The organism is Bacillus sp. CR71 (assembly GCF_003429245.1).
Lineage (GTDB): Bacteria > Bacillota > Bacilli > Bacillales > Bacillaceae_G > Bacillus_A > Bacillus_A thuringiensis_S.
The window spans coordinates 1,412,750-1,433,998 of sequence record NZ_CP031748.1 but is presented as its reverse complement, the minus strand read 5'-3'; the positions used below and the strand labels follow the sequence as shown (position 1 = coordinate 1,433,998).

Below are 21,249 nucleotides of genomic sequence, written 5' to 3'. Positions count from 1 at the left end.
AAATTCTTCCTATCATTTCGACAATATTTTTCTATACATTTCTCGTTGGCAAATGTTCTTGTAAAACAATATATCCTTCATAAGCTGTGTAACCGAGTATAGCCATTAATCCGATATAACAAGCAAATACTGTCCATTTCGTTTTCGCATCCACTTTATAATAGTTTTCTTGTTGTTCTTTTTCTATTTTCCATTTATTTAATTTTCTTTCTGACGCTTCAAATGCTTCCCTTATGTGAATTGTATACTCATCTTTTTCATCTTCATATGGAACATAATCTAACGGTTCGAACTTCGGTAAAAGATACTCTAACACTTCCATTTTTTGAAGTTCACCTATTTGTAACTCTTTTTCCCGTTCTCTTTGTCTTAATGCATTCATCTCATGATGCATCATGTATATAGTCCGATGTACAGCACCCGTTTCTTTTAATTCCTCTTCAATCCTAGCAACATATTCTTTCATCCCATCAATTTTATGCCCTAATTCCTTAATCGGCTCATCTCTCTTTATCACTCTATATAATTCCATACAACCGATAATAACAATAAATCCTCCCAAAATACTTTTAAAGTAAATTGAATAGCCAAGTAATAAAATAAGGCCTGCTCCCCAAATTTTAGTGCTGACAACTGAAATAATTCGCCCACCATCTAGCGGCGAAACGGGAATTAAATTAAAGAAATTAATCATACTTCCAAGCAAAATAACAAGCGCCCAAAATGGTTCTTTCGTCATTATGTAAAGCGGTATCGCGGGTAAATATGACAGAAGCCCGAAAAGCGGACCCATATAGGCAATGTAAGCTTCATCTTTTGCATTTTTCGGCATCTCTTTCATTCCAATAAGAGCCCCCATAAATGGGATAAAGATTGCTGGCGATGTTGGAATCCCTTTTCTTTTCGCAGCCCATAAATGGCCCATTTCATGAACAAACAACAAATAAATGAGCGCCACCCCAAATTTCCAACCATATAGAACTGCGTATGCGCCAAGCGATAGAAACATACTAAATACCGTTGAAAACTTTGCTAATTTAAAAATTGCAAATACCCACTTTAACTTAGACAGTAAAAATAATCCTATGGCAACAATAATTCCCCATAATCCTTTTTTATTATTTTTCATCTCTCTCCTTTAACCCCCTGTAACGAGTCATACAAGCTCATCAAAAATTATTCTCCTCTTTATTATGACATATTTTTTTCTATTGTTAGAAATAATGTTTATTTAATCCATTTTTAGCCAAAAATATAAATAAAGGAGGTATATACGAATGAATTTACAATCTCTCATAATAAGTGTTTTATCATTTTTAGCTTCAACTCTTATTTTTTATACAGTGAGCTATGTATTATTATTAGATTGGTTGCCAAATCACTTACTTATCACTCTTATCATTCTTTCCGCTCTTATGATTTCATTTCTTATTACACGAAAATCAATGAATGAGCCATCTGCAAAAGCAAAATAATAGAGAGGGTGTTCTTCTCCCCTCTCTATTATCATTTCCTAGGAAAGGCTATATAGAATTTACAATTCAGTTACAGCCAATAAGGGCCTTACCCCAAAATTCAGTTGAAACAAAGAAGTTAAGTGAGAGTCAACGCCGAATTGGCAAAGACTATTAATCAATGAGAAATGAGCAGCCTCCGCCGATTAAATTCTCACTTTATCTTTGGAAATTCATTTTTTCACCATACTCTTTAACGATTTGAATTATATTTTGAAACACACCTATTTTTTCTTTTTCACTGTTTAATATTTTTAAATCATACTTTTCGTAATATGTTTCTAATGATTTTAATTGTGATTCTGAAGCGCCTTTTACCTGCACAGTAGCATGCAATTCATATTGCTTATACCCTTCCTTTACTTTTTCACCTAAAATCATTTCACTCTCTTTTGCTCCAATTAATTTTTGAACTTTTTCTGGGAAAGTGAGTTGCAAATAATATTCTTGTTCCTTCACTAACTTGTTGTATAGTGATTGTGAAATCGTATACCGTACCATATAATTCACGTTTTGATCGCCTGCTTTAATATGAAACGCGGTAATCTGCAAATCTTTTTTTGTTACCTCCGTTAAAGGACCTACCTGCACCTCTTCTTCTTTTTGTTCTGAAACATTTGGAAATATAGCCAAAAGCTTTTCCGTATCTTTTTCATTCAACATATACATAACTTTCTTATATTGCACCCATCCTCGTCTATCTTCTCCCCTTAACCATGCATAATAAGTTTCTTTTTTCCCCTCTCTACTAATTTGTATTTCATATTCAGGTTCACCGAAGCTTCCAGTTATTTCTTGTTTCTCAGCTTTATCCAAAATGTCTATTACTAACTTCGCTTCTGATTCCTGCAACTTTTTCTCTTTATGTTTTTTTTGTATAACGGTTACCCCTATTGTTTCTTTCACTTCATTCACCGTCTCTTCTACTTTTTTTGTTTCTTGTTTTTGCTCAGCTTGACCACAAGCTGCTAGTAACATAACAAATAACAACAATACATATTTCCCTTTCAAATTAATCCTCCTTTTACGATAAGAAATTCTTATAATCTTCATACATAAAACAAAAACGTGACATCCTATTAAATAAGTTATACTAATCATTGAAAGGAGGTCTTTATCATGTCCATTAATTTTCATGATGCAAATAATAAATACACATACGCAACAAGAAACGCTCATATTTCTTGGGCTGAAATGGTAAAAAACATTACAGACATACAAAACAAGCAAATAATTGATATTGGCTGCGGTGGCGGGATTTATACGAAAGAACTCGCTCTTATGGGAGCCAAAAATGTTGTGGGACTTGATTTTTCAAAAGAAATATTACAAGCTGCAAAAGAAAATTGCAACAATTTCCCAAATATTTCTTTCATCCACGGTGATGCACATAATATCCCATACCCTAACGAAACATTCGACATAGTTATTTCGCGCGCAGTTATTCATCATTTACAAGACATTCCTACATTTTTATGTGAAGCTTCTCGTATATTAAATAAAAACGGTGTACTTATTTTACAAGATCGAACGATTGAAGATTGTACAGTTCCAGGAAGTCCCGAACACATTCGTGGATATTTTTTCTCTATATTTCCAAAACTCATTGAAATAGAGTCAAAAAGACGTCCAAAAACCAACACGATACAGAAAGAATTACAAAAACATTCTCTTCACGTGCTTCCCACACAAACACAATGGGAAGTACGAAAAATACATGATTCTGTAGAAGCATTGCTACAAGATTTATCTCCTCGAACAGGTCGATCCATTCTATATGAGTTAACAGATGATGAACTTTCTCAACTTCTACAACATATACAGACCACATTACAAAACGTCTCTCCTATTATTGAAAGAGATCGATGGACAATTTGGAGCGCCATGAAGTTGTAAGGAAGGAAGCCTCACAAAATAATGTGAGGCTTCCTTTCTTTCATAATCTAATTTTGCAACACTCTTGATATCCTCCACTTCTGGCCTGTGCACTTCCACACTTCGGACATACTAAATATCTAGACTGATTTGTCAACAAACTACCTTTTTGAAAGAGTAAAACTTCTGCTTGTTTAAACGAACGCGAATAATATAACCACATAAAACCAATTATAGCAATAATGCCAAATAATACTCCCATCGCAAGCATTTCAGTCACCTCTTTTGGTTTGTTCTTTCCAGCAAGTGGATTGTTGTAATATTCTCTGTAAATTCAAATAATCCCTTCTTTACTCCTATAAATATCAACTTTCTCTATAAATTTTACAATTCTCCACAAATTTTTACTCCCATTTTACAATTCATTATTCCTTTTGCAACAACGAATATTACTTTCGATATTTCCGTATATAAATATATCTTTCAAAAAACATATTGACTTTCTAAAAAAAACATGCAACAATACTGTCAGAATACTTGAATAAAAATTCATTGACGAGAACGAGTACGTTATAGGACTGTTCCCCAGAGAGTTGGCGATTTGCTGAAAGCCAACGTTCAGTGCGTAACCGAAAATCATCTCCGAGAAGTAGAACCGAATGTTACAGTAAGTTCTTACCGGCCGTCCCCCGTTACAAGGAACACGTATCATGTTGTACGTTGCAAAGCCGTATACATATAGATTTATTTCTACATGTGTAAATTAGGGTGGTATCGCGGGTAAATATAACTCGTCCCTTTCTTTAGGGACGAGTTTTTTGTGTTCTTACAAATGAATTTAAAAAAGGAGGAAAAACAATGAACACTGTATCAAAAAAACATATTTTTTTCACGGGTCTTATGCTATTTTCTTTATTTTTTGGGGCAGGTAATTTAATTTTCCCTCCCATGCTTGGCCAAAACGCAGGTGAAAACTTTTGGCCCGCAATGATTGGATTTTTACTAACAGGAGTTGGCTTACCACTACTTACTGTTATCGCAATTTCTCTATCAGGAAATGGAATGCAGCAACTTGCAAGTCATGTTCATCCATTATTCGGAATTTTCTTTACGGTAGTTGTATACATTGCCATCGGTCCATCCATGGGCATCCCACGTGTTGCAAATGTTGCTTATGAAATGGGTGTTAGTTCTTTCTTACCAGAAACAATCCGCTCTAGCAGCCTAGTGCTATTTGTATATACAATCATATTCTTTACTATCGTATTTTGGCTGAGTTTAAATCCATCTAAACTTGTCGATCGTATTGGAAATATATTAACACCTATTTTATTACTCTCAATTTTCTTATTGTTTGTTAAAAGTGTCTTTACACCACTTGGACAATCAGGACCAGCTATGCAAGAGTATCAAACTTCTCCAATCTTCAAAGGCTTTATGGAAGGGTACTTAACAATGGACACCATTTCAGCACTTGCATTTGGAATTATCGTTGTAAATGCAATTCGCTCTAAAGGTGTGAATGATCGTAAGTCCATTGCCATCGCCACAGCAAAAGCAGGGCTTATTGCCGCTACAGGACTCGTACTTGTATATGGTGCACTCGGCTGGCTTGGGACAACTAGTGTCTCTCTCGGATATGCAAAAAATGGTGGACAGCTACTTACTGTTATCGTACAACAATTATTCGGCCCATACGGTTTGCTCCTATTATCTCTTATCGTTACACTCGCTTGTTTAACGACATGCGTTGGACTCGTATCTGCGTGCAGCCAATATTTTTCAACATTATTGACTACATTTTCATACAAAACGTTCGCGAGTATCATTTGCGCATTAGGATTATTAGTTGCCAACTTAGGTTTAACAAAAATTATCGCAATCTCTGTTCCAATTCTACTTGTTGTATATCCAATTGCGATTGTACTCGTACTACTATCGTTACTTCATAAATACTTCGGTGGATATCGCTCTGTTTATGTAGGTGCTTTAATCGGAGCAGCAGTTGTGAGCGTATTTGATGGATTAAAACAAGGCGGTATTCCAGTCTCGTTTATCACGTCCAACTTTGAATTTATTCCTTTATATAATGAAGGAATAGGCTGGCTATTACCAGTATTAGCCGGAGCACTTATCGGATTTACTATCGCTAAACTAAACGGTGCTAAAAAAGTTCCCTTAATAACCGACGCAAAAGCATCCTAAAAAAACTCCCGAAAGGGAGTTTTTTTACATTTGATAAGCAGTATGATTAAAACTACTTATTTTATACGCTTTCGTATAATATTCAATATTCGTATCAACTGTTTCTACCTTAACAACATCATAGCAGTCTTCTTGCTTTACTAAAAATAAATAGTATTCCTCTGTTGCCTCAATAATCGCAATTTTATCTGTTTCAACATTATATTGTTCACAAAGCGCTTGTAATGCGTTCACATAATCCCCTAATTTTTTAGACTTATCCATTCCGAATATAGTTTGAACTAACATATACATTCTCCCCTTTGTATGTACTGTTAACAACTTAATGATAACGCTTACATTTATTAGCGTCAATAAAAAGATTTGATGCAAACTAATAATCAATGGGGATAGTCCCCCACTGATTAAAGTTGCACTTTATCATTTCGTTAATTGATGTCTAAATGCATAAATAACCGCCTGTGTCCGGTCACTTACATTTAGTTTATTTAATATATTACTCACATGTGTCTTTACTGTTTTGAGGGCAATAAACAATTCATCTGCAATCTCTTGATTACTTTTCCCCTCTGCAATTAATAACAAAATTTCAGACTCTCTTTCTGTTAACTCCTCATGCAAAGGTTGCTCTTTCTTTTGACGCATACGGGACATCATTTTCCCGGTAACTTTCGGCTCTAATACCGTTTCTCCATCATAAGTAGCTCGTACAGCGTCCGCTATATCACTTGCTCTTGATGTTTTTAATAAATAACTAGTCGCCCCAGCCTCAATAACAGGATACAATTTTTCGTCATCTAAAAAGCTTGTTACAACTACAATTTTTGCTTCTGGCCATTCTTGAATAATAGCACGTGTTGCTTCGACACCATCCATCTCATCCATAACAAGGTCCATTAAAATAATATCCGGTCTTAATTGCAGTGCTAATTCTGATCCTTTTTTTCCATTTTCAGCTTCCCCGACCACTTCAATATCTGGTTGTGTAGATAAATATGCCGATACACCCATACGAACCATTTCATGATCATCGACAAGCAATACTTTTATCATACTTCTCCCCCTCTCTCAAGCATAATCGGTACTTTCACTTCTATTTGTGTACCTTTGGCCGGGAAACTCAGTACCTTGAGTGTCCCACCAATTTCATGAACACGCTCTTGCATCGATCTTAAGCCATAGGAACCGGCTTTATTAACGCCTACTTCAAACCCAACACCGTCATCAATGATTTTTAAAATCGCATATTGATCAATTTTTCGAAGGCGCACTTCTGTTTTCTTTGCCTTCGCGTGTCGCAACGTATTTGATAGCGCTTCTTGCACAATACGGAATAAATGATCTTCTACACCTTTTTTTAATTCTATTGGCTCAATAAGCCATTCAATTTTCATATGTTGTTTTCGCGATAATTCCGTTAATAATTCCTCTATACCTTCTGTCAGTTTCTTACCTTCCAATTGTACAGGACGTAAATGAAGGAGCAATGCTCTCATTTCTGATTGAGCATTTACAACCATATTTTCAACAAGTTGTAATTGTTTTTTTGTCACATCTGGAAATTCAGTTATTTGTTCATTAATCGCTGACATCATCATCGACATTGCGAAAAGCTGCTGACTTACTGAATCATGCAACTCCCTTGCTAAGCGATGCCTTTCTTGAGAAATCGCTTCTTGTCTCATCTCTTCATTCCAATGAGCTCGTTCATTCGTTACTTTTTGAAAGAGTCCAGCTTGCTCCTCTAATCGACGAGCCAGAACGATTACTTTTCGCTCCACTTCATGAAATTCATCATCCGCAGTAAACGAAACATCACTCGGAAAATTCCCTCGCTCTACTTCAAATAGAAAAGTATTTAATCCTTGTATACGCTGCTCTATATAGTAACCGATTGCATATCCTACAATTCCCCCGATAAGTAAACTTGTAGTCATAATAAACAAGCCAATTGGAACAGAAGCGATGGATTCCTTCCATAATAAATCATACACTTGTTGCTCGCTTTTCCAAACATATACAATTGTACAAATGAGTGCGATACTAACAGAGGACAACATAGAATAACGAATATACATCCACGAAATATTTTTTTGTTTCTTCATTATACTTTCCTCACTTCCGTGTCGCCTACGACAAGCGAAGAAATAATTTTAATACGACGAGGAGCCTCTTTATACTGCTCTGTTCTAAATGTAACATTGCGGTTAAACCCTGTCTCTTCATGACCTGGCAAGAGCACACGGCCGACAATAACAGAGTGATTTAAAGAAAGTTCAATATCATATGGCACATATAAACGAATATTACCAACGACACCTCGAATAACAATTACTGTTTCTCCTTCTGGAATCATAGCAGTTGTTAAATCTATTTCCACATCACAAGCACCATATTGAACATTAATATCCTCAAGTTCATAAATATGATCCATCATTCGTACATTGCCTACAAACATATTTTTCAAATATGGTTCTGTACGATATATTTGCTTCTCTTCGTCTATAATCCCTTTTTCTTTAATTTCAACCTTCATTGCTTTTTGCTGATGTCCTTGTTGAATCAATTGATAACCAATTAAAGCTAAACAAGCAAATACGACAAGAACAAATGCTGCTGATGAAAATAAGAAAAATAAAAATACGATACCACCAACAAATAAAAATACATTCCCCCGTACATAACGATTCTTTTTACGATAATGCCTTCCAAACATAAGCATAATAAATGCAAAAATGAGACCACCTGGTTCAAAATGTCCAAGTATCATATCAAGAAAAAGACCGAACCCAAATATGATGAGGAGCATCCCCATTAATTGTGTCTTTGAAAAATGTTTCTTCACTTCAGCTCCCCCCCTTCTTGTCACATATACATAGAAGAAAAGGCATTGCTTTCCAACACCTTTTCTCCTATCACTATATCATAAGCCTGTTTTATAATATACTACTATTATTTTGTTAACTCTTTCGTTAACGATACATCATTCTTTTCTTTCATTTCACGCTCAAGTTTTGCAATTTTCATATCAAATGTGTCACGCTCATGCCCTTCATTCATACGAGTTTCTAAGTCACGAATGTGATCTTCAATTTCTTCAAATCGTAAGAACGGATTATTTTCATCCATTTTATGCATCGCAGTATTCATCCGACGATTTGCATGTGCCATATTTTCACGTGCCATTAGTTCCATACGCTTTGCGTGCATTTCTTTTAATTTATTTTTCATTTCAGAAAGACGACGCTCTAACTCATCAATTTGCTCTACAACACCTGCATACATTTCTTCTAATCGAGTTACTTGCCCTTCATAATAAGCTACCTCTTCTAACGCACGTTCGTGCAATTGTAATTCGCCTGCTTCTTGAGCAACGATAGCTTGCTTTGATCTTTTATTAACGAAATAACGTGCTTGCTCAAGCTCACGAGCGAAGTTAGATTTTAATGTTTTATGACGCTCAATTAACTTCTCAATTTTTGTTATTTCACGCTCACTATCACGTAAATATTGGTTTAACATCGCAATTGGATTTTTTCTTTCCTTCTCATCTAACACGTTATGAAAATCAGCTAAAATTGCATCGCGTACACGTCCGAATAAAGATTGTTTCATTATAAATCTTCCTCTCTTCTACTTTAATTATAATTTGATTTATTGTTTTAGTTTTTCATTAATTTGTTCCACTCATCTTCAAAGTTGCTATATGGTGTAGAACTTTCTGGAGCAGATTCAACAACTACATCTTTTTCTTTTTTCCACTCACGGTATCCGTAGTATAAAACCACTAAAGCAGCGATACCGATTAATGCTGGTGAATGAGAAAGTGCAATGGATAAACCGATTAAACCAACAATACCCCAAGCTAACTTTCCAAAAAATGATTTAGCTCGCACAAATGATTTATAGCTCCAATATACAACTCCTGCTCCGATTGCGAATCCTACAATACCAGCAAGACTACCAAGAGCAATTAAAGCCAAAATACCGGCTGCGATAAACGCTAGAAATTGTTTCATCTTGTGCTTGCCTCCCTTCGATTTGATACTCTTATCTTAACTATTTTTTCATCTTTCCATAACGAGCTTAAGAACCGTTTTTAACTCAGACTTAAGACCGAGTCATATTCAGCCCTTTACGCAAAAAAACGTGCAGAGTCTATTCTCTGCACGTTTTTTAATTACTAACGTTCATATTAGATTAAGCTGTTTTATGATACTTTTTTTTCTCAGCTACTTTCGAAAACCTTGGAAACCCAATTAAAATAGAAACAATCCCACATACTCCAACTAAAATTGGATAAAATGCATATGGTAACAATTCAACCGGAGATAACGCTGCAAATCCTGCTGCCGTTAACATTTGGGCACCGTACGGGATCAACCCTTGCACACAACATGAGAAAAGATCTAATACACTCGCTGATTTACGAGGATCTATTTCATATTGATCCGCAATATTTTTTGCAAGCGGGCCTGTAAAAATAATCGAAATCGTATTATTTGCTGTACACATATTCGTCATACTCACTAAACCAGCAATACCAAATTCCGCTCCTTTTTTCGAACGAATATTACGTGTTAATACATTCATTAAATATTGAATACCACCATTATATTGGATTAATTCAACCATACCGCCAATTAATATAGCAAGTAATACTAACTCCATCATACCGCCCATTCCAGTCGTTACACTTTTAAAGAAACTTTCTAACGTGTAACTTCCATCTATAAGACCGATAACACCAGATAGTACAGTTCCACCAGTTAATACGATAAGTACATTCCAGCCAAGTAGAGCTGTAATAAGTACTCCTGCGTACGGTAAAATCTTTATCCAATCAAAGCTATGCGCTTTAACCTGCGTATCACTTCCTGAAGTAACTATTACTAATAGTACAATTGTAATAATAGCCGCTGGTAATACAATTAAAAAGTTCGTTTTAAACTTATCTTTCATTTCTGTTCCTTGTGAACGAACAGCTGCGATTGTTGTATCTGAAATAAATGATAAATTATCACCAAACATCGCTCCGCCAACAACAGTAGCCATCGTAAGCGCAATTGAGATATCAGTTTGACCACTAATACCTACAGCAATTGGTGCTAACGCTGCAATTGTTCCCATTGAAGTCCCCATAGCTAATGAAATAAATGCACCAATAACAAAGATTCCAGCTACGATAAATCCTGGCGGTAAAATAGTTAACGCTAAATTAACAGTTGAATCTACCCCGCCCATTCCTTTAGCAGTTTCAGAAAATGCACCAGCAAGCACAAAAATTAATACCATAATCATAATATCTGGATTTCCTGCACCTTTAGCGAACCGCTCTACTTTCACATTAAAACTTTCTTTACGATTCATCACTAAAGCAACTCCTACAGCAATTGAAATCGCTACTAGTATCGGCAATTTATAGAAATCACCTGTAATAATTCCAGAACCAATAAATAGCGCCAAAAATATCCCAAGTGGTAATAAAGCTAAACCATTTCCTTTCGTTTCTTTCAAAGTACCATCTCTCCCTAGTTTCAACCTTTTTCTAATGAATAACAAAAGACCTCTTCCGATGAGAAGAGGTCTTATACATCTATAAGAAACACTCTTCTCATCTTTCAAGCACACGCTTGCTGGATTTGGCACAGCACTCTGAAATCGAGTCCGCTGCCGAGGCATCGTAGGGCCAGTCCCTCCGCCTCTCTTTATAAGAAGGTTTCATATTTATTTTTTAATAATAATTTCTTCCCTAACTTTACTCGCTTACAAAACAAAAGTCAATTATTTTTTGTATAGATTTTTTTGGTAATTATACAAAAATTTGAATACAACAATCATTTTAACTTTTCGATTTCTTCTTCCAATATTGAAATCCAATAAAATTCACTATTTTTTATTGCTGCTAATATCCATTTCGTAGTGTACCAAGCTAACTCATACTCTTCCTTCGTGACATCGCCACTTTTATAAGCATCCTCTAGCTCTTCTTCATCTAATATATACACCTTACCGCTGGGTAATAATACTACATCTAAATATAAATCATCAAAATACGGTAAACCACGATCGTCTATTTCATATTCTTTCGTCACATCAATATAATATTGCACTAAATTGTGCCTATCATCTAACATAGCTGTAATCGCAAAGTTCTTTCCATTAATGAAATATTGAACCCACGTATACCCATCACTTGCAATACAAATTTCTTTACCATCATATTCTTTACAACTAGGCTCTCTCACTTTTTTTATATCCAGTATTCCGAGCATTCCCTCTTCCACTTGCTTAACCGTATAACTCTTTTCTATTAGTCTCTTCCACGAAGCACCGTCACCATATTTACGTTTCATTATGTCTGCTCCTCTTCTATATACAGAAAAGCTCCCACATATTATGTGAGAGCTTGTTCATATTATAATTAAGCAGCTTGACCCTTTTCAGAAATCTCTTTTAAATAAGCTTGTCCTTTTTCAGCGTCATATTGACCTTCCCACTTAGACATAACTACAGCTGCTAAAGAGTTTCCTACAACGTTAACTGCTGTACGAGCCATATCTAAAATACGGTCAATACCAGCAATGAACGCTAAACCTTCAGGTGGAATACCTACTGTACCAAGTGTCGCTAATAATACAACGAATGATACGCCCGGTACACCTGCGATACCTTTTGAGGTAACCATTAATACAAGTAATAATGTAATTTGTTGTGTAATAGATAAATCAATACCGTACATTTGCGCCAAGAAAATCGCCGCAATTGCTTGATATAAAGTTGATCCATCTAAGTTAAATGAATAACCTGTCGGAATAACGAAAGATGTAATTGCTTTCGGACAACCGAATTTCTCCATTTTCTCCATGATTTTCGGTAAAACTGTTTCTGAGCTTGCTGTAGAATACGCTAAGATCAGCTCGTCTTTTAAAATCTTAAAGAATTGGAAAATGTTAATTCCAAATATTTTCGCTGTAAGTCCTAAGACAACTACGACGAAGAAGATCATTGCTCCATATACGACAATTAGTAATTTCCCTAATGGAATTAATGAAGCAAGACCAAATGTAGAAACTGTAACACCAATTAGTGCAAACACACCAAATGGTGCAAATTTCATAACTTGGTTTGTTACATAAAACATTGCGTCAGCTACACCTTGGAAAAATTGAAGAACTGGTCTTCCTCTTTCACCAATTGCTGCTACACCTAAACCAAATAGTACAGAGAAGAATATAATAGCAAGCATATCTCCGTCAGCTAATGACTTCATAATGTTCGTTGGAACAATATTTACAAATGTATCTGCAAATGAATGACTTTGTACTTGCTCTGTTGTATGTGTATATTTTGAAATATCTGTCTTTGTTAACTGCTCCATATTCACGCCTTTTCCTGGTTGGAAAATATTCGCTATTAATAGACCAACAATAATTGCAATTGTTGTAATAATTTCAAAGTAAATAATTGTTTTTCCGCCTAGTCGACCTAGTTTTTTAACATCGCCAACACCAGCAACCCCAACAACAATACTTGCTACAACAATCGGTACAACGATCATTTTAATTAATCGGATGAAAATATCACCAATTGGTTGTAAATAACTCACTACAGCCGGATTGCCAAAGAAAATCGCCCCAACTGCAATACCAAGTGCAAGTCCTATTAATATTTGCCATGCAAGTCCTATTCTTTTCATATTTGTTGTAACCCCCTCTTCGATGTGTCACTCTATCTCTCATTCTATCTCTATAAAACTAAGAAATTAAGAGTATTACATATTATTCGACAATTCACTACATTTTGTCCCTGTTAAAAATCATAAATCAAAATTTAAAATCTGACAACAAAATAACTTTGCTCGAACACAAATAATTTTCTTGACAAAAAATAAACTCATGTCAGAAAACCTCACATGAGAACGATTCCTTACTAGTATTTCATTGGCTTTCTAAGTAATATTTCACCCCATAAAAACTCTTACTTCCCTCCTGCATTTTACAAATAAATCAAAAATTTACCTTTGTTACACATATAAATAAAATGTAAGTACTATGACAATTAAAGTTGAAAAATGATAAATTCCGACAAAACTTAGCAATTTTATAAAGTTTTCTTTACATTATGATTACAACGATAGACACCCTTCTTCTTATGATATATAACATTCATAGGGAAAGGAGTCAGACAACAATGAAAAAGAAATTTGCAGCGTTTAGTGTTTTAGCAGCAGGAACGATTTTTGCTTCCCCGTTACTTTCACCCGTATACGCTGAAACGAATCAAGATAAATTAACTAACATTCAATCTGAATTAGAAGGCAAACAAAGTGACTTACAAAATAAATCAGTCGAGAAAGAACAAATAGAAAAAGAAATTCAAGAATTACAGAAGAAAATCGATGAATTAACTACTTCTATTAATAAAAACGAGGCTGAATTAAACGATACAAAAAAAGAAATTAGCAAAACACAACAAGTAATTACTGACAAAAAGAAACATATAGAACAATTACAAACAAACATAGATACACGTCAGGAAGTTATTAAACAACGATTACAATCTATGCAAGAAAAACCGCGTACAAATATCATTACAGAAGTATTAACAAACTCTACAAACATTGCTGATCTTGTTGATAATATGTACTCCGTAAGTTTAATATTAAACAACGATACAGATATTGTAAAAAAACAAACATCTGATCAAAATGCTGTAACTACAGAAAAAGAAGCTGTTGAGAAAAAAGAACAACAACTGAAAGAATCTGAGCAAAAACTAGAACAAAAACAGCAAGAATTACAAAATAACCAACAACAGCAACAAACTCTTATTAACGATCTACATACGAAAGTAGCAAAAGTAGATTCAGAGATTGAAGGATTAGAAGAATCCAAAGGTATTTTAGAAAATCAACGTCAAGCTGTTCAAAAAGCAATTGAAGAAGAAAAACGTGCCGAAGAAGCTCGTAAAGCGGAAGAAGCTCGCCAGGCAGAAGAGGCTCGCAAACAACAAGCTACTAAATCTGCTCAAGCAACTCAAGCAGCTCCAACACCACATGATACAAATATCGGTGGCTTTATCAAACCAGCAGCTGGATCAAAAACATCCGGATTCGGTGTACGTTCTTTAGATAACCATAAAGGAATTGACATCGCTGCTTCGGGAACGGTTCCAATTATCGCTGCTGCAGATGGCGTTGTTATTCGCTCAGAATTATCATCTAGTTACGGAAACGTAGTGTACTTATCTCACCGTATAAACGGAAAAACATATACGACAGTATATGCTCATATGAATAGCCGTTCCGTATCGAATGGACAAACTGTAAAACAAGGCGATCAGCTTGGATTTATGGGGAATACGGGCCAATCATACGGACAACATTTACACTTCGAACTTCATCTTGGAGAATGGAATGTCGGCAAGACAAACGCAGTTGACCCATCTCCTTATATCGGATTATAAAAAACCTCGGTGCCTACCGAGGTTTTTTATTTACACTTCACACAATATAGGCATTCTACATAAACTATAACTAAATGCCTATAGTTTACGAGGTGATCCATATGAATACGCAATTACAACAAAAAATAGAAGAAGCTAGAACGACATATATCGGCCGGATATTTACATTTGGCGGCTCAGTTTTATTTTTAATCGGTTCATTCCTCGCAGTCACCACAGCCTATAAAGCGTATAATCGGCTATTACATTCATCAACATAAAAAAGACGGTAGATCCCCGTCTTTTTTATGCAAACATTTTAAATATACCTATCGCATTTAAAAATACAATTATTACAGTTACCGGAATGACATAACGAAGTAAGAAGAACCAAATGTTAAATAACGTTTTCCCTTTCGTTTCCGTCACTTCTAATTCTTTCATCAACAATTCTTTACTCATTTTATTTGGTACAAATAATGAAATAGCTAGTACTCCTAACGGCAGCAATACGTTACTTACTGAAAAGTCGACTAAATCAAAAAATGTTTTCCCGAATATTTTCACGTCACTCATTATTCCAAATGATAACGCTGATGGAATACCGACTGCAAAAATAAGAATACCAATTAATAATGATGCTGACGGACGCTTCTTCTCATTACCTTTCGCAACAGATGCTACTACAATTTCAAGCATTGAAATTGCTGATGTTAAAGTCGCAAAGAAGAATAAAATTAAAAACATAATAAAGAAAAATTGACCAAATGGTATTTTTGCAAATACTGCTGGAAGGACGATAAACAGTAATCCCGGTCCTTCAGTCGGTTTAACTCCTAATGCGAAAATCGCTGGGAAAATTGCTAATCCTGCAAGTACTGTAACAAAAACAGTTAAACTTACAATAGATGTTGCTGATTTCGCTAAATGTTCTTCTTTCTTTAAATACGAACTATACGTTACCATTACCGAGGCACCTACAGTTAGCGAGAAGAAAGATTGTCCCATCGCATATAAAATCGTATCTGCTGTAAGCTTTGAAAAATCTGGCTTTAAGAAGAACTCTACTCCAGCAAAAGCACCATCGAGTGTTAACGCACGAACAATAATCGCTATAAATAAAATAAATAATAGCGGCATCATGTACTTACTTGCCTTTTCTATACCTTTCTCTACACCTTTACTTACGACAAAAATTGTACAAAGCATAAAGATAAATTGTGCTCCAATCGCACTTAACGGATTTGAAATCGTTTCACCAAACAATTGTCCATAATCAGCTACTCCATTCCAGAAACTGCCTGTCACACTATAATATAAATAAAGTAAAATCCATCCACCTACAACACTATAAAAAGATAGTACACTAAAACAAGTAACAACTCCCATACGACCAATCCAAGGATATAATTTGCTATTTGGCACTAATACTTTATAAGCTGTAACCGCCTCTTTTTGCGTGCTACGTCCAATAACAAACTCCGCTATTAGAAGAGGCATACCTATAAATAAAGTTAATAGTAAAAATACAAGGAAGAATGCTCCTCCCCCGCCATTACCTGCAACATATGGAAATTTCCATATCGCACCAAGACCTACTGCGGCTCCGGCTGCTGCGAGTACAAAGCCTATTTTCGACGTCCATTGCTGTGTTTCTTTCATCATAAATTCTCCTTTTCTGAATATTTAAACTTTTGTTAATTATACACTTTCATTTCATACTCGCACACCTCCTTTAGAAAATAAAAAAGTCCTCTACACGCAAATATGCATGTAGAGGACGATATATGTAATGTAAATACCGTGGTACCACCTCAATTGGATTGATAAATCCCACTTGTTCAAGTACAGGAATAATTCCGATACTCTATCCTTTTAACGGCGGAACCCGGGTTGCCTACTACAATGTTCAACATACCTCTCGCAAGCCCATTCTGTATAATTTATCGTACCGGGCTCCCACCTAACCCCAGCTCTCTGAACGCATCAAATATACGTACTCTTCTTGCTCATCGATTTCATCTATTGAAGTTACTTGTGATTATAAATTATATTTTTATATTTGTAAAGCGCACTTTATCTTTTATTATTTTAAAACCTTTTCCTCTAATTCTCGCAAAAAACTTTCTCTTTTCCCCTCGTTTTGCATATATACTGATTTCAACACTTCCTGGAGCAATATATTTCGTTCCCTCTTTTCTAACTGTAAATCTTTTAACTTCACCCTTACTTCATATAAAAAATCTAAATACGATTCATATGTCTCATCATATTTATTTGCAATCTCATCTCGAATTTTTTTTGCGAGCTTCGGGCTCGCTCCCCCAGTAGAAACTGCTATATTAAGCAAACCACGATGAATCGCTGCCGGAAAATGAACATTACCACTTTCCGGATTTGTAATAACATTTACTAATTGATTCTCCGCGGCATCTTCAGCAACTTGTTCATTTAATATTGAATCACTACTCGCTGCAACAACTAAAAAAGCACTTTTAATATCACTTTTTTCATATTCTCTTTGATACCAACGAATTTTCTTTTCTTCCACAAGTTTTACTAAATTCGCATCTAATTCTGGACTGATTACAACTATATCTGCACCTTGTTTGAGTAAAGGAATAATTTTAAATCCTGCAACTTTTCCCCCACCAATAACAACAACACGTTTCTCATTAACTCGCACTGTAAGTGGATACATACTGATCCCCCTTCAATAACTCCGTCGTTTTCTGAATTAACATATCTTGAAATGCTTCATTCTTCCCTAAATATGGACTGATTTTTATCTCTTCCAATTCATATTGGCGCACTTCTTTCTCAATATGTTTCATAAGTAAACCTGTAAATAACAAGTAGGGCAGTACAACGATGTTCTTTTCTTTTCGTTCTACAACTTCCTTTAATTTCTTCTCAAATTTCGGCTCCGCAGCTGCTAAAAAACAAACTTCTACTTTAGCAATTTTTTCTTCTGCTTGAAATAAACTAGCGATCCGATTTATATCTTGTAAAGTTTCAGGATCGCTACTACCCCTTGCAACGAGTAAAAGTGTTACTTCATCTTTATATTCTTCAATACCACTTCCGTTATATACCGACTTTATAAGCGTCTCTGATACACCAAACGGATTACCATACGTCACCTTAATATTAGGGTATTGATTATTTAACTTTTCTAATTCAAAAGGAATATCATTCTTCACATGGCCTGCTGCTAATAAGAAAACAGGAATAGCAATAATCTCTGTCGCACCACGCTTCGCACATGTACGAAATCCTTCTTCAATAGAAGGATTCGCCAGCTCTAAAAAACAAACTTCTTGAATAGCCGCTTCTATACGGCTCATACATGTCGTAATAAATTGAATTGCCTCTTCTTTCGCTGCCCTCAAACGACTTCCATGACATATATATAAGACGGCTTTCATTTTACAACACTCCACTTACTTGATAAGCATTTTCCGTTTGCTTCTCAAACCAATGGATTTTTTCTCTAAAACGGACAACTTCTCCAATTACAATCATGCTCGGATTTTGAATTTGCTCTTTTTTCGCAACATCTATAATTGTCCCTAACGTTCCAACAACTGTGCGCTGCATAGACGTCGTCCCCTGCTCAATAATAGCAACTGGCGTACTTTTATCTTTTCCATGCTTCATCAGTTGTTCGCATATGTAGGGTAAATTACTAACCCCCATATATACAGCTAACGTCTCTACACCTTTCGCTAAATTTTCCCATTTCACTTCTTCTTTAGCACCTTCTTTCCTATGCCCAGTCACAATAGCAAAACTTGCACTTGCATCACGGTGCGTCACTGGAATACCAGCATAAGCAGGTACAGCTATTCCAGACGAAATGCCTGGGACGATTTCAAATGGTACACCTTGCTTTGCTAATGCTTCCGCTTCTTCTCCTCCTCTACCAAATACAAATGGATCACCGCCCTTAAGCCTCGTTACAACTTTTCCTTTTTTCGCATATTTAATAAGAAATGTGTTAATTGTCTCTTGCTTCATCGTGTGATAATTCGGGAGTTTCCCGCAATAAATTAAATCCGCTTCAGGCTTTGCATATGAAAGCAATTCTTTATTCACGAGACGGTCATATAAAATAACATCTGCCTTCTCAATACATTTCAATCCTTTAACAGTAATTAAATCCGGATCGCCAGGACCCGCTCCAACTATATACACCTTCCCCATCATCTCTCCTCATTTCTTCTATTAAAATGAAACTTCCATTCGTATATAAGAATGGAAGTTTTTATTTTTTCGTATTACTGATCTCTACTCATGAATAACAAATGCCGCACCTTTTCGAATCTTCTTTTTTTCAAATAAGGAGATTTCCTTTACTTCTGGCAACGGTAAAAAATGCTTTTCAAGCTCAATCTCCGCAAGCTTAAATGCCTGCTCTTCACTTTGAGCAACAACAACAATCGGAACGATATTATTCGCTAACACAGCTTCAAATCGATATAATTCCATATTGCCCCTCCTAAGACGCTATTACTTCTTCTAACACGTTATTTAAAGCTATTTGCAATGTATCTACACCGATACGTCCGACAAAATCATAAAATGTTTCGGCAGGTAACTTATTCTCTTTAAAATAACTTATAAATGATGCGAGTACATCCGGTAAATCCTCGCCATCTATTTTCCCTTTTAACTTTTGATTATAGGCACCGCCATCTAACAACGTTCCACCTACATATATTTCAAATGCTTCAACAATCCCTTTTTCCTTCGTTTTCATTTTTACCCCTTGTAATCCGATGTCAGCAATTTGACGTTGACCACATGAATTTGGGCATCCTACCATATGAATTCGAACTGGAACATCAAGTGCAATTTCTGTATCTAAGTATTCTGCAATTTTCCGTAATCTTTCTTTCGTTTCTACTAGAGCAAGATTGCAATATTCAATACCAGTACATGAAACCGCATGACCAATAAATGATTTCGGACTTGCAGATATCGCTTCAAACAACGGTTCACTTAATAAACCCGTTACATTTTCTGGTGGAACATTCGGAATGATGAAGTTTTGTGAGTTACACGTACGAATTTGTCCATTTCCATACTGCTTTGCAATTCTTGCAATCTCAAACATTTCTTTTGCATGTAAACGACCTACCGGCACATTAAAACCGACATATTTTAATCCATCTTGTTTTTGATCTTGAACACCATAAAAATAGCCTGCATTCCATCCTTTAAGTGCACTTTCTCCTTTACTTTGCAATGGTCCTGTATACTCTATTAGTTTCTCTTTAAATTTCTCTGCTCCCCAGTCTGCAACAAGAAATTTCAAACGAGCTAAATGACGTTTCTCGCGATATCCAAAATCACGGAATATAGTAGCAATCCCAATTGCTACCGCCTTCACTTCTTCTGGTAAAACGAACACATCTAATTCATCAGCTAAATATGGACGGGCTGATAATCCACCGCCTACTTTTATATGAAAACCAACTTTTTTCTCACCATCTATTTCTTTCGTAGCAGGTGTAAATGCAACACAGTTAATCTCTGCGTTTGCCGAGTTATAAACGTTAGAACTAATAGACATTTTAAATTTACGTGGTAAGTTAGAAAACTCTTCATTATGTTGGAAATAGTCATATACCTCCTTCACAATATGCGTTGTATCAAACAGTTCATTCGCATCAATTCCTGCAAGTGGATTACCTGTAATATTACGTGTTATATCACCACACGCCCCTGCTGAAGATAACCCAACTCTTGCTAATCTTTTAAAAATATCTGGCATTTGCTGAATTTCTAACCAGTGAAACTGAATCGCCTGTCTTGTCGTAATATCTATTACATCACGTCCATAATCCTCAGCGATAGAAGCAAGCACTTCCGCCTGCGCATTTGTAATAATCCCTGAAGGAATATTTACACGCATCATAAAATAGCCAGCTTCTTTCGGTCTTTGCAAATACAATCCTGCCCATTTAAATGCGTCCCACTCTTCTTTCGGAATAGATTCGAATCCATTTTCCGCATAGTAAGGAATATCATTAAAAATTTCCAAACCATCTTTTGCTAATTTATTTTTCTCAGTCTGATTTAATTTTTCATTATTAGCCCATACTTTTTCATAACTCATTTTTAAATCCCCCTATATAAAGTGAAACTTTAATCAACCCTCACCAATCGGGCATTTACAGCCTGCTCCAGCCGAATTTTGAGG

23 protein-coding genes, 1 riboswitch and 2 other annotated features are annotated in these 21,249 nt (G+C 35.5%); of the genes, 5 read left to right on the top strand and 18 right to left on the bottom strand.

The window, feature by feature from the left end; translation table 11 throughout:
- Positions 1 to 31: 31 nt before the first annotated feature.
- Complete coding sequence (locus DOS87_RS07445; RefSeq protein ID WP_000794496.1) at positions 32 to 1,129, bottom strand: site-2 protease family protein; 1,098 nt, start codon at positions 1,127 to 1,129, stop codon at positions 32 to 34.
- 148 nt (positions 1,130 to 1,277) lie between these two features.
- Between DOS87_RS07445 and DOS87_RS07440 the strand changes: the two genes are divergently transcribed.
- Complete coding sequence (locus DOS87_RS07440; RefSeq protein WP_001053359.1) at positions 1,278 to 1,475, top strand: hypothetical protein; 198 nt, start codon at positions 1,278 to 1,280, stop codon at positions 1,473 to 1,475.
- Positions 1,476 to 1,673: 198 nt separating this feature from the next.
- On the opposite strand, the gene DOS87_RS07435 is transcribed toward DOS87_RS07440, so the two are convergent.
- The gene (locus tag DOS87_RS07435; protein WP_000677057.1) at positions 1,674 to 2,525 is read right to left on the bottom strand and encodes a YhfM domain-containing protein; all 852 of its coding nucleotides are present in this window, start codon (positions 2,523 to 2,525) and stop codon (positions 1,674 to 1,676) included.
- A 108-nt stretch (positions 2,526 to 2,633) separates the two neighbouring features.
- On the opposite strand from DOS87_RS07435, the gene DOS87_RS07430 reads away from it, so the two are divergent.
- Positions 2,634 to 3,410, top strand: coding sequence for a class I SAM-dependent methyltransferase (locus DOS87_RS07430; RefSeq protein WP_000026263.1), 777 nt, complete (start codon positions 2,634 to 2,636; stop codon positions 3,408 to 3,410).
- Between the two features lie 40 nt (positions 3,411 to 3,450).
- Here DOS87_RS07430 and DOS87_RS07425 read toward each other — a convergent pair whose 3' ends face one another.
- Entirely contained in the window at positions 3,451 to 3,660 is a 210-nt protein-coding gene (locus DOS87_RS07425; RefSeq protein WP_000880630.1) for a hypothetical protein, read from the bottom strand.
- 272 nt (positions 3,661 to 3,932) lie between these two features.
- Positions 3,933 to 4,191, top strand: a binding site (T-box leader).
- Between the two features lie 56 nt (positions 4,192 to 4,247).
- On the opposite strand from DOS87_RS07425, the gene brnQ3 reads away from it, so the two are divergent.
- Complete coding sequence (gene brnQ3, locus DOS87_RS07420; RefSeq protein ID WP_098424898.1) at positions 4,248 to 5,594, top strand: branched-chain amino acid transport system II carrier protein BrnQ3; 1,347 nt, start codon at positions 4,248 to 4,250, stop codon at positions 5,592 to 5,594.
- Between the two features lie 24 nt (positions 5,595 to 5,618).
- On the opposite strand, the gene DOS87_RS07415 is transcribed toward brnQ3, so the two are convergent.
- The 9 genes from DOS87_RS07415 to gltP form a co-directional block, all read right to left on the bottom strand.
- Complete coding sequence (locus DOS87_RS07415; protein WP_118961699.1) at positions 5,619 to 5,957, bottom strand: DUF3922 domain-containing protein; 339 nt, start codon at positions 5,955 to 5,957, stop codon at positions 5,619 to 5,621.
- Between the two features lie 57 nt (positions 5,958 to 6,014).
- Positions 6,015 to 6,647: a response regulator gene (locus DOS87_RS07410; protein WP_000598702.1), complete on the bottom strand. Its 633-nt coding sequence runs from the start codon at positions 6,645 to 6,647 to the stop codon at positions 6,015 to 6,017.
- Positions 6,644 to 7,699 carry a sensor histidine kinase gene (locus DOS87_RS07405; RefSeq protein ID WP_000744327.1) on the bottom strand — a complete coding sequence of 352 codons (1,056 nt, stop codon included), beginning with the start codon at positions 7,697 to 7,699 and terminating at the stop codon, positions 6,644 to 6,646. Before DOS87_RS07405 ends, DOS87_RS07410 begins: the two co-directional genes overlap by 4 nt.
- A complete protein-coding gene (gene liaF / locus DOS87_RS07400) occupies positions 7,699 to 8,439 on the bottom strand; it encodes a cell wall-active antibiotics response protein LiaF (RefSeq protein WP_000716094.1) in 741 nt (246 codons plus the stop codon). Before liaF ends, DOS87_RS07405 begins: the two co-directional genes overlap by 1 nt.
- Positions 8,440 to 8,546: 107 nt before the next feature.
- Entirely contained in the window at positions 8,547 to 9,209 is a 663-nt protein-coding gene (locus DOS87_RS07395) for a PspA/IM30 family protein (protein ID WP_000814131.1), read from the bottom strand.
- A gap of 47 nt (positions 9,210 to 9,256) precedes the next feature.
- Complete coding sequence (locus DOS87_RS07390; protein ID WP_000808642.1) at positions 9,257 to 9,613, bottom strand: lmo0954 family membrane protein; 357 nt, start codon at positions 9,611 to 9,613, stop codon at positions 9,257 to 9,259.
- A gap of 181 nt (positions 9,614 to 9,794) precedes the next feature.
- Positions 9,795 to 11,111, bottom strand: coding sequence for a Na+/H+ antiporter NhaC family protein (locus DOS87_RS07385; protein ID WP_098424896.1), 1,317 nt, complete (start codon positions 11,109 to 11,111; stop codon positions 9,795 to 9,797).
- Positions 11,112 to 11,205: 94 nt separating this feature from the next.
- Positions 11,206 to 11,311: riboswitch (SAM riboswitch) on the bottom strand.
- Positions 11,312 to 11,431: 120 nt separating this feature from the next.
- The gene (locus tag DOS87_RS07380; protein ID WP_000824630.1) at positions 11,432 to 11,950 is read right to left on the bottom strand and encodes a ribonuclease FAU-1 family protein; all 519 of its coding nucleotides are present in this window, start codon (positions 11,948 to 11,950) and stop codon (positions 11,432 to 11,434) included.
- 68 nt (positions 11,951 to 12,018) lie between these two features.
- Positions 12,019 to 13,293 carry a glutamate/aspartate:proton symporter GltP gene (gene gltP, locus DOS87_RS07375; RefSeq protein ID WP_000821134.1) on the bottom strand — a complete coding sequence of 425 codons (1,275 nt, stop codon included), beginning with the start codon at positions 13,291 to 13,293 and terminating at the stop codon, positions 12,019 to 12,021.
- A 494-nt stretch (positions 13,294 to 13,787) separates the two neighbouring features.
- Here gltP and DOS87_RS07370 point away from each other — a divergent pair, with 494 nt between their 5' ends.
- Entirely contained in the window at positions 13,788 to 15,062 is a 1,275-nt protein-coding gene (locus DOS87_RS07370) for a murein hydrolase activator EnvC family protein (protein ID WP_000726091.1), read from the top strand.
- Positions 15,063 to 15,163: 101 nt separating this feature from the next.
- Complete coding sequence (locus DOS87_RS07365; RefSeq protein ID WP_001096007.1) at positions 15,164 to 15,322, top strand: hypothetical protein; 159 nt, start codon at positions 15,164 to 15,166, stop codon at positions 15,320 to 15,322.
- 25 nt (positions 15,323 to 15,347) lie between these two features.
- Here the strand turns inward: DOS87_RS07365 and DOS87_RS07360 are convergent, their stop codons facing one another.
- From DOS87_RS07360 to DOS87_RS07335, 6 genes are all read right to left on the bottom strand, one after another.
- Positions 15,348 to 16,703, bottom strand: coding sequence for a sodium-dependent transporter (locus DOS87_RS07360; RefSeq protein ID WP_000665434.1), 1,356 nt, complete (start codon positions 16,701 to 16,703; stop codon positions 15,348 to 15,350).
- A 111-nt stretch (positions 16,704 to 16,814) separates the two neighbouring features.
- Positions 16,815 to 17,063, bottom strand: a binding site (T-box leader).
- Positions 17,064 to 17,127: 64 nt separating this feature from the next.
- On the bottom strand, positions 17,128 to 17,742 hold the full coding sequence (locus tag DOS87_RS07355; RefSeq protein WP_000283361.1) for an NAD(P)-binding protein: 615 nt from the start codon (positions 17,740 to 17,742) through the stop codon (positions 17,128 to 17,130).
- Positions 17,717 to 18,469, bottom strand: coding sequence for a sirohydrochlorin chelatase (locus DOS87_RS07350; RefSeq protein ID WP_208730229.1), 753 nt, complete (start codon positions 18,467 to 18,469; stop codon positions 17,717 to 17,719). Before DOS87_RS07350 ends, DOS87_RS07355 begins: the two co-directional genes overlap by 26 nt.
- Before the next feature lies 1 nt (position 18,470).
- Positions 18,471 to 19,247: a uroporphyrinogen-III C-methyltransferase gene (cobA, locus tag DOS87_RS07345; RefSeq protein ID WP_098424948.1), complete on the bottom strand. Its 777-nt coding sequence runs from the start codon at positions 19,245 to 19,247 to the stop codon at positions 18,471 to 18,473.
- An 84-nt stretch (positions 19,248 to 19,331) separates the two neighbouring features.
- Positions 19,332 to 19,532: a DUF3906 family protein gene (locus tag DOS87_RS07340; RefSeq protein WP_000424929.1), complete on the bottom strand. Its 201-nt coding sequence runs from the start codon at positions 19,530 to 19,532 to the stop codon at positions 19,332 to 19,334.
- A 10-nt stretch (positions 19,533 to 19,542) separates the two neighbouring features.
- Positions 19,543 to 21,165, bottom strand: a complete 1,623-nt coding sequence (locus DOS87_RS07335; RefSeq protein ID WP_000119600.1) for a nitrite/sulfite reductase — start codon at positions 21,163 to 21,165, stop codon at positions 19,543 to 19,545.
- Positions 21,166 to 21,249 lie beyond the last annotated feature (84 nt).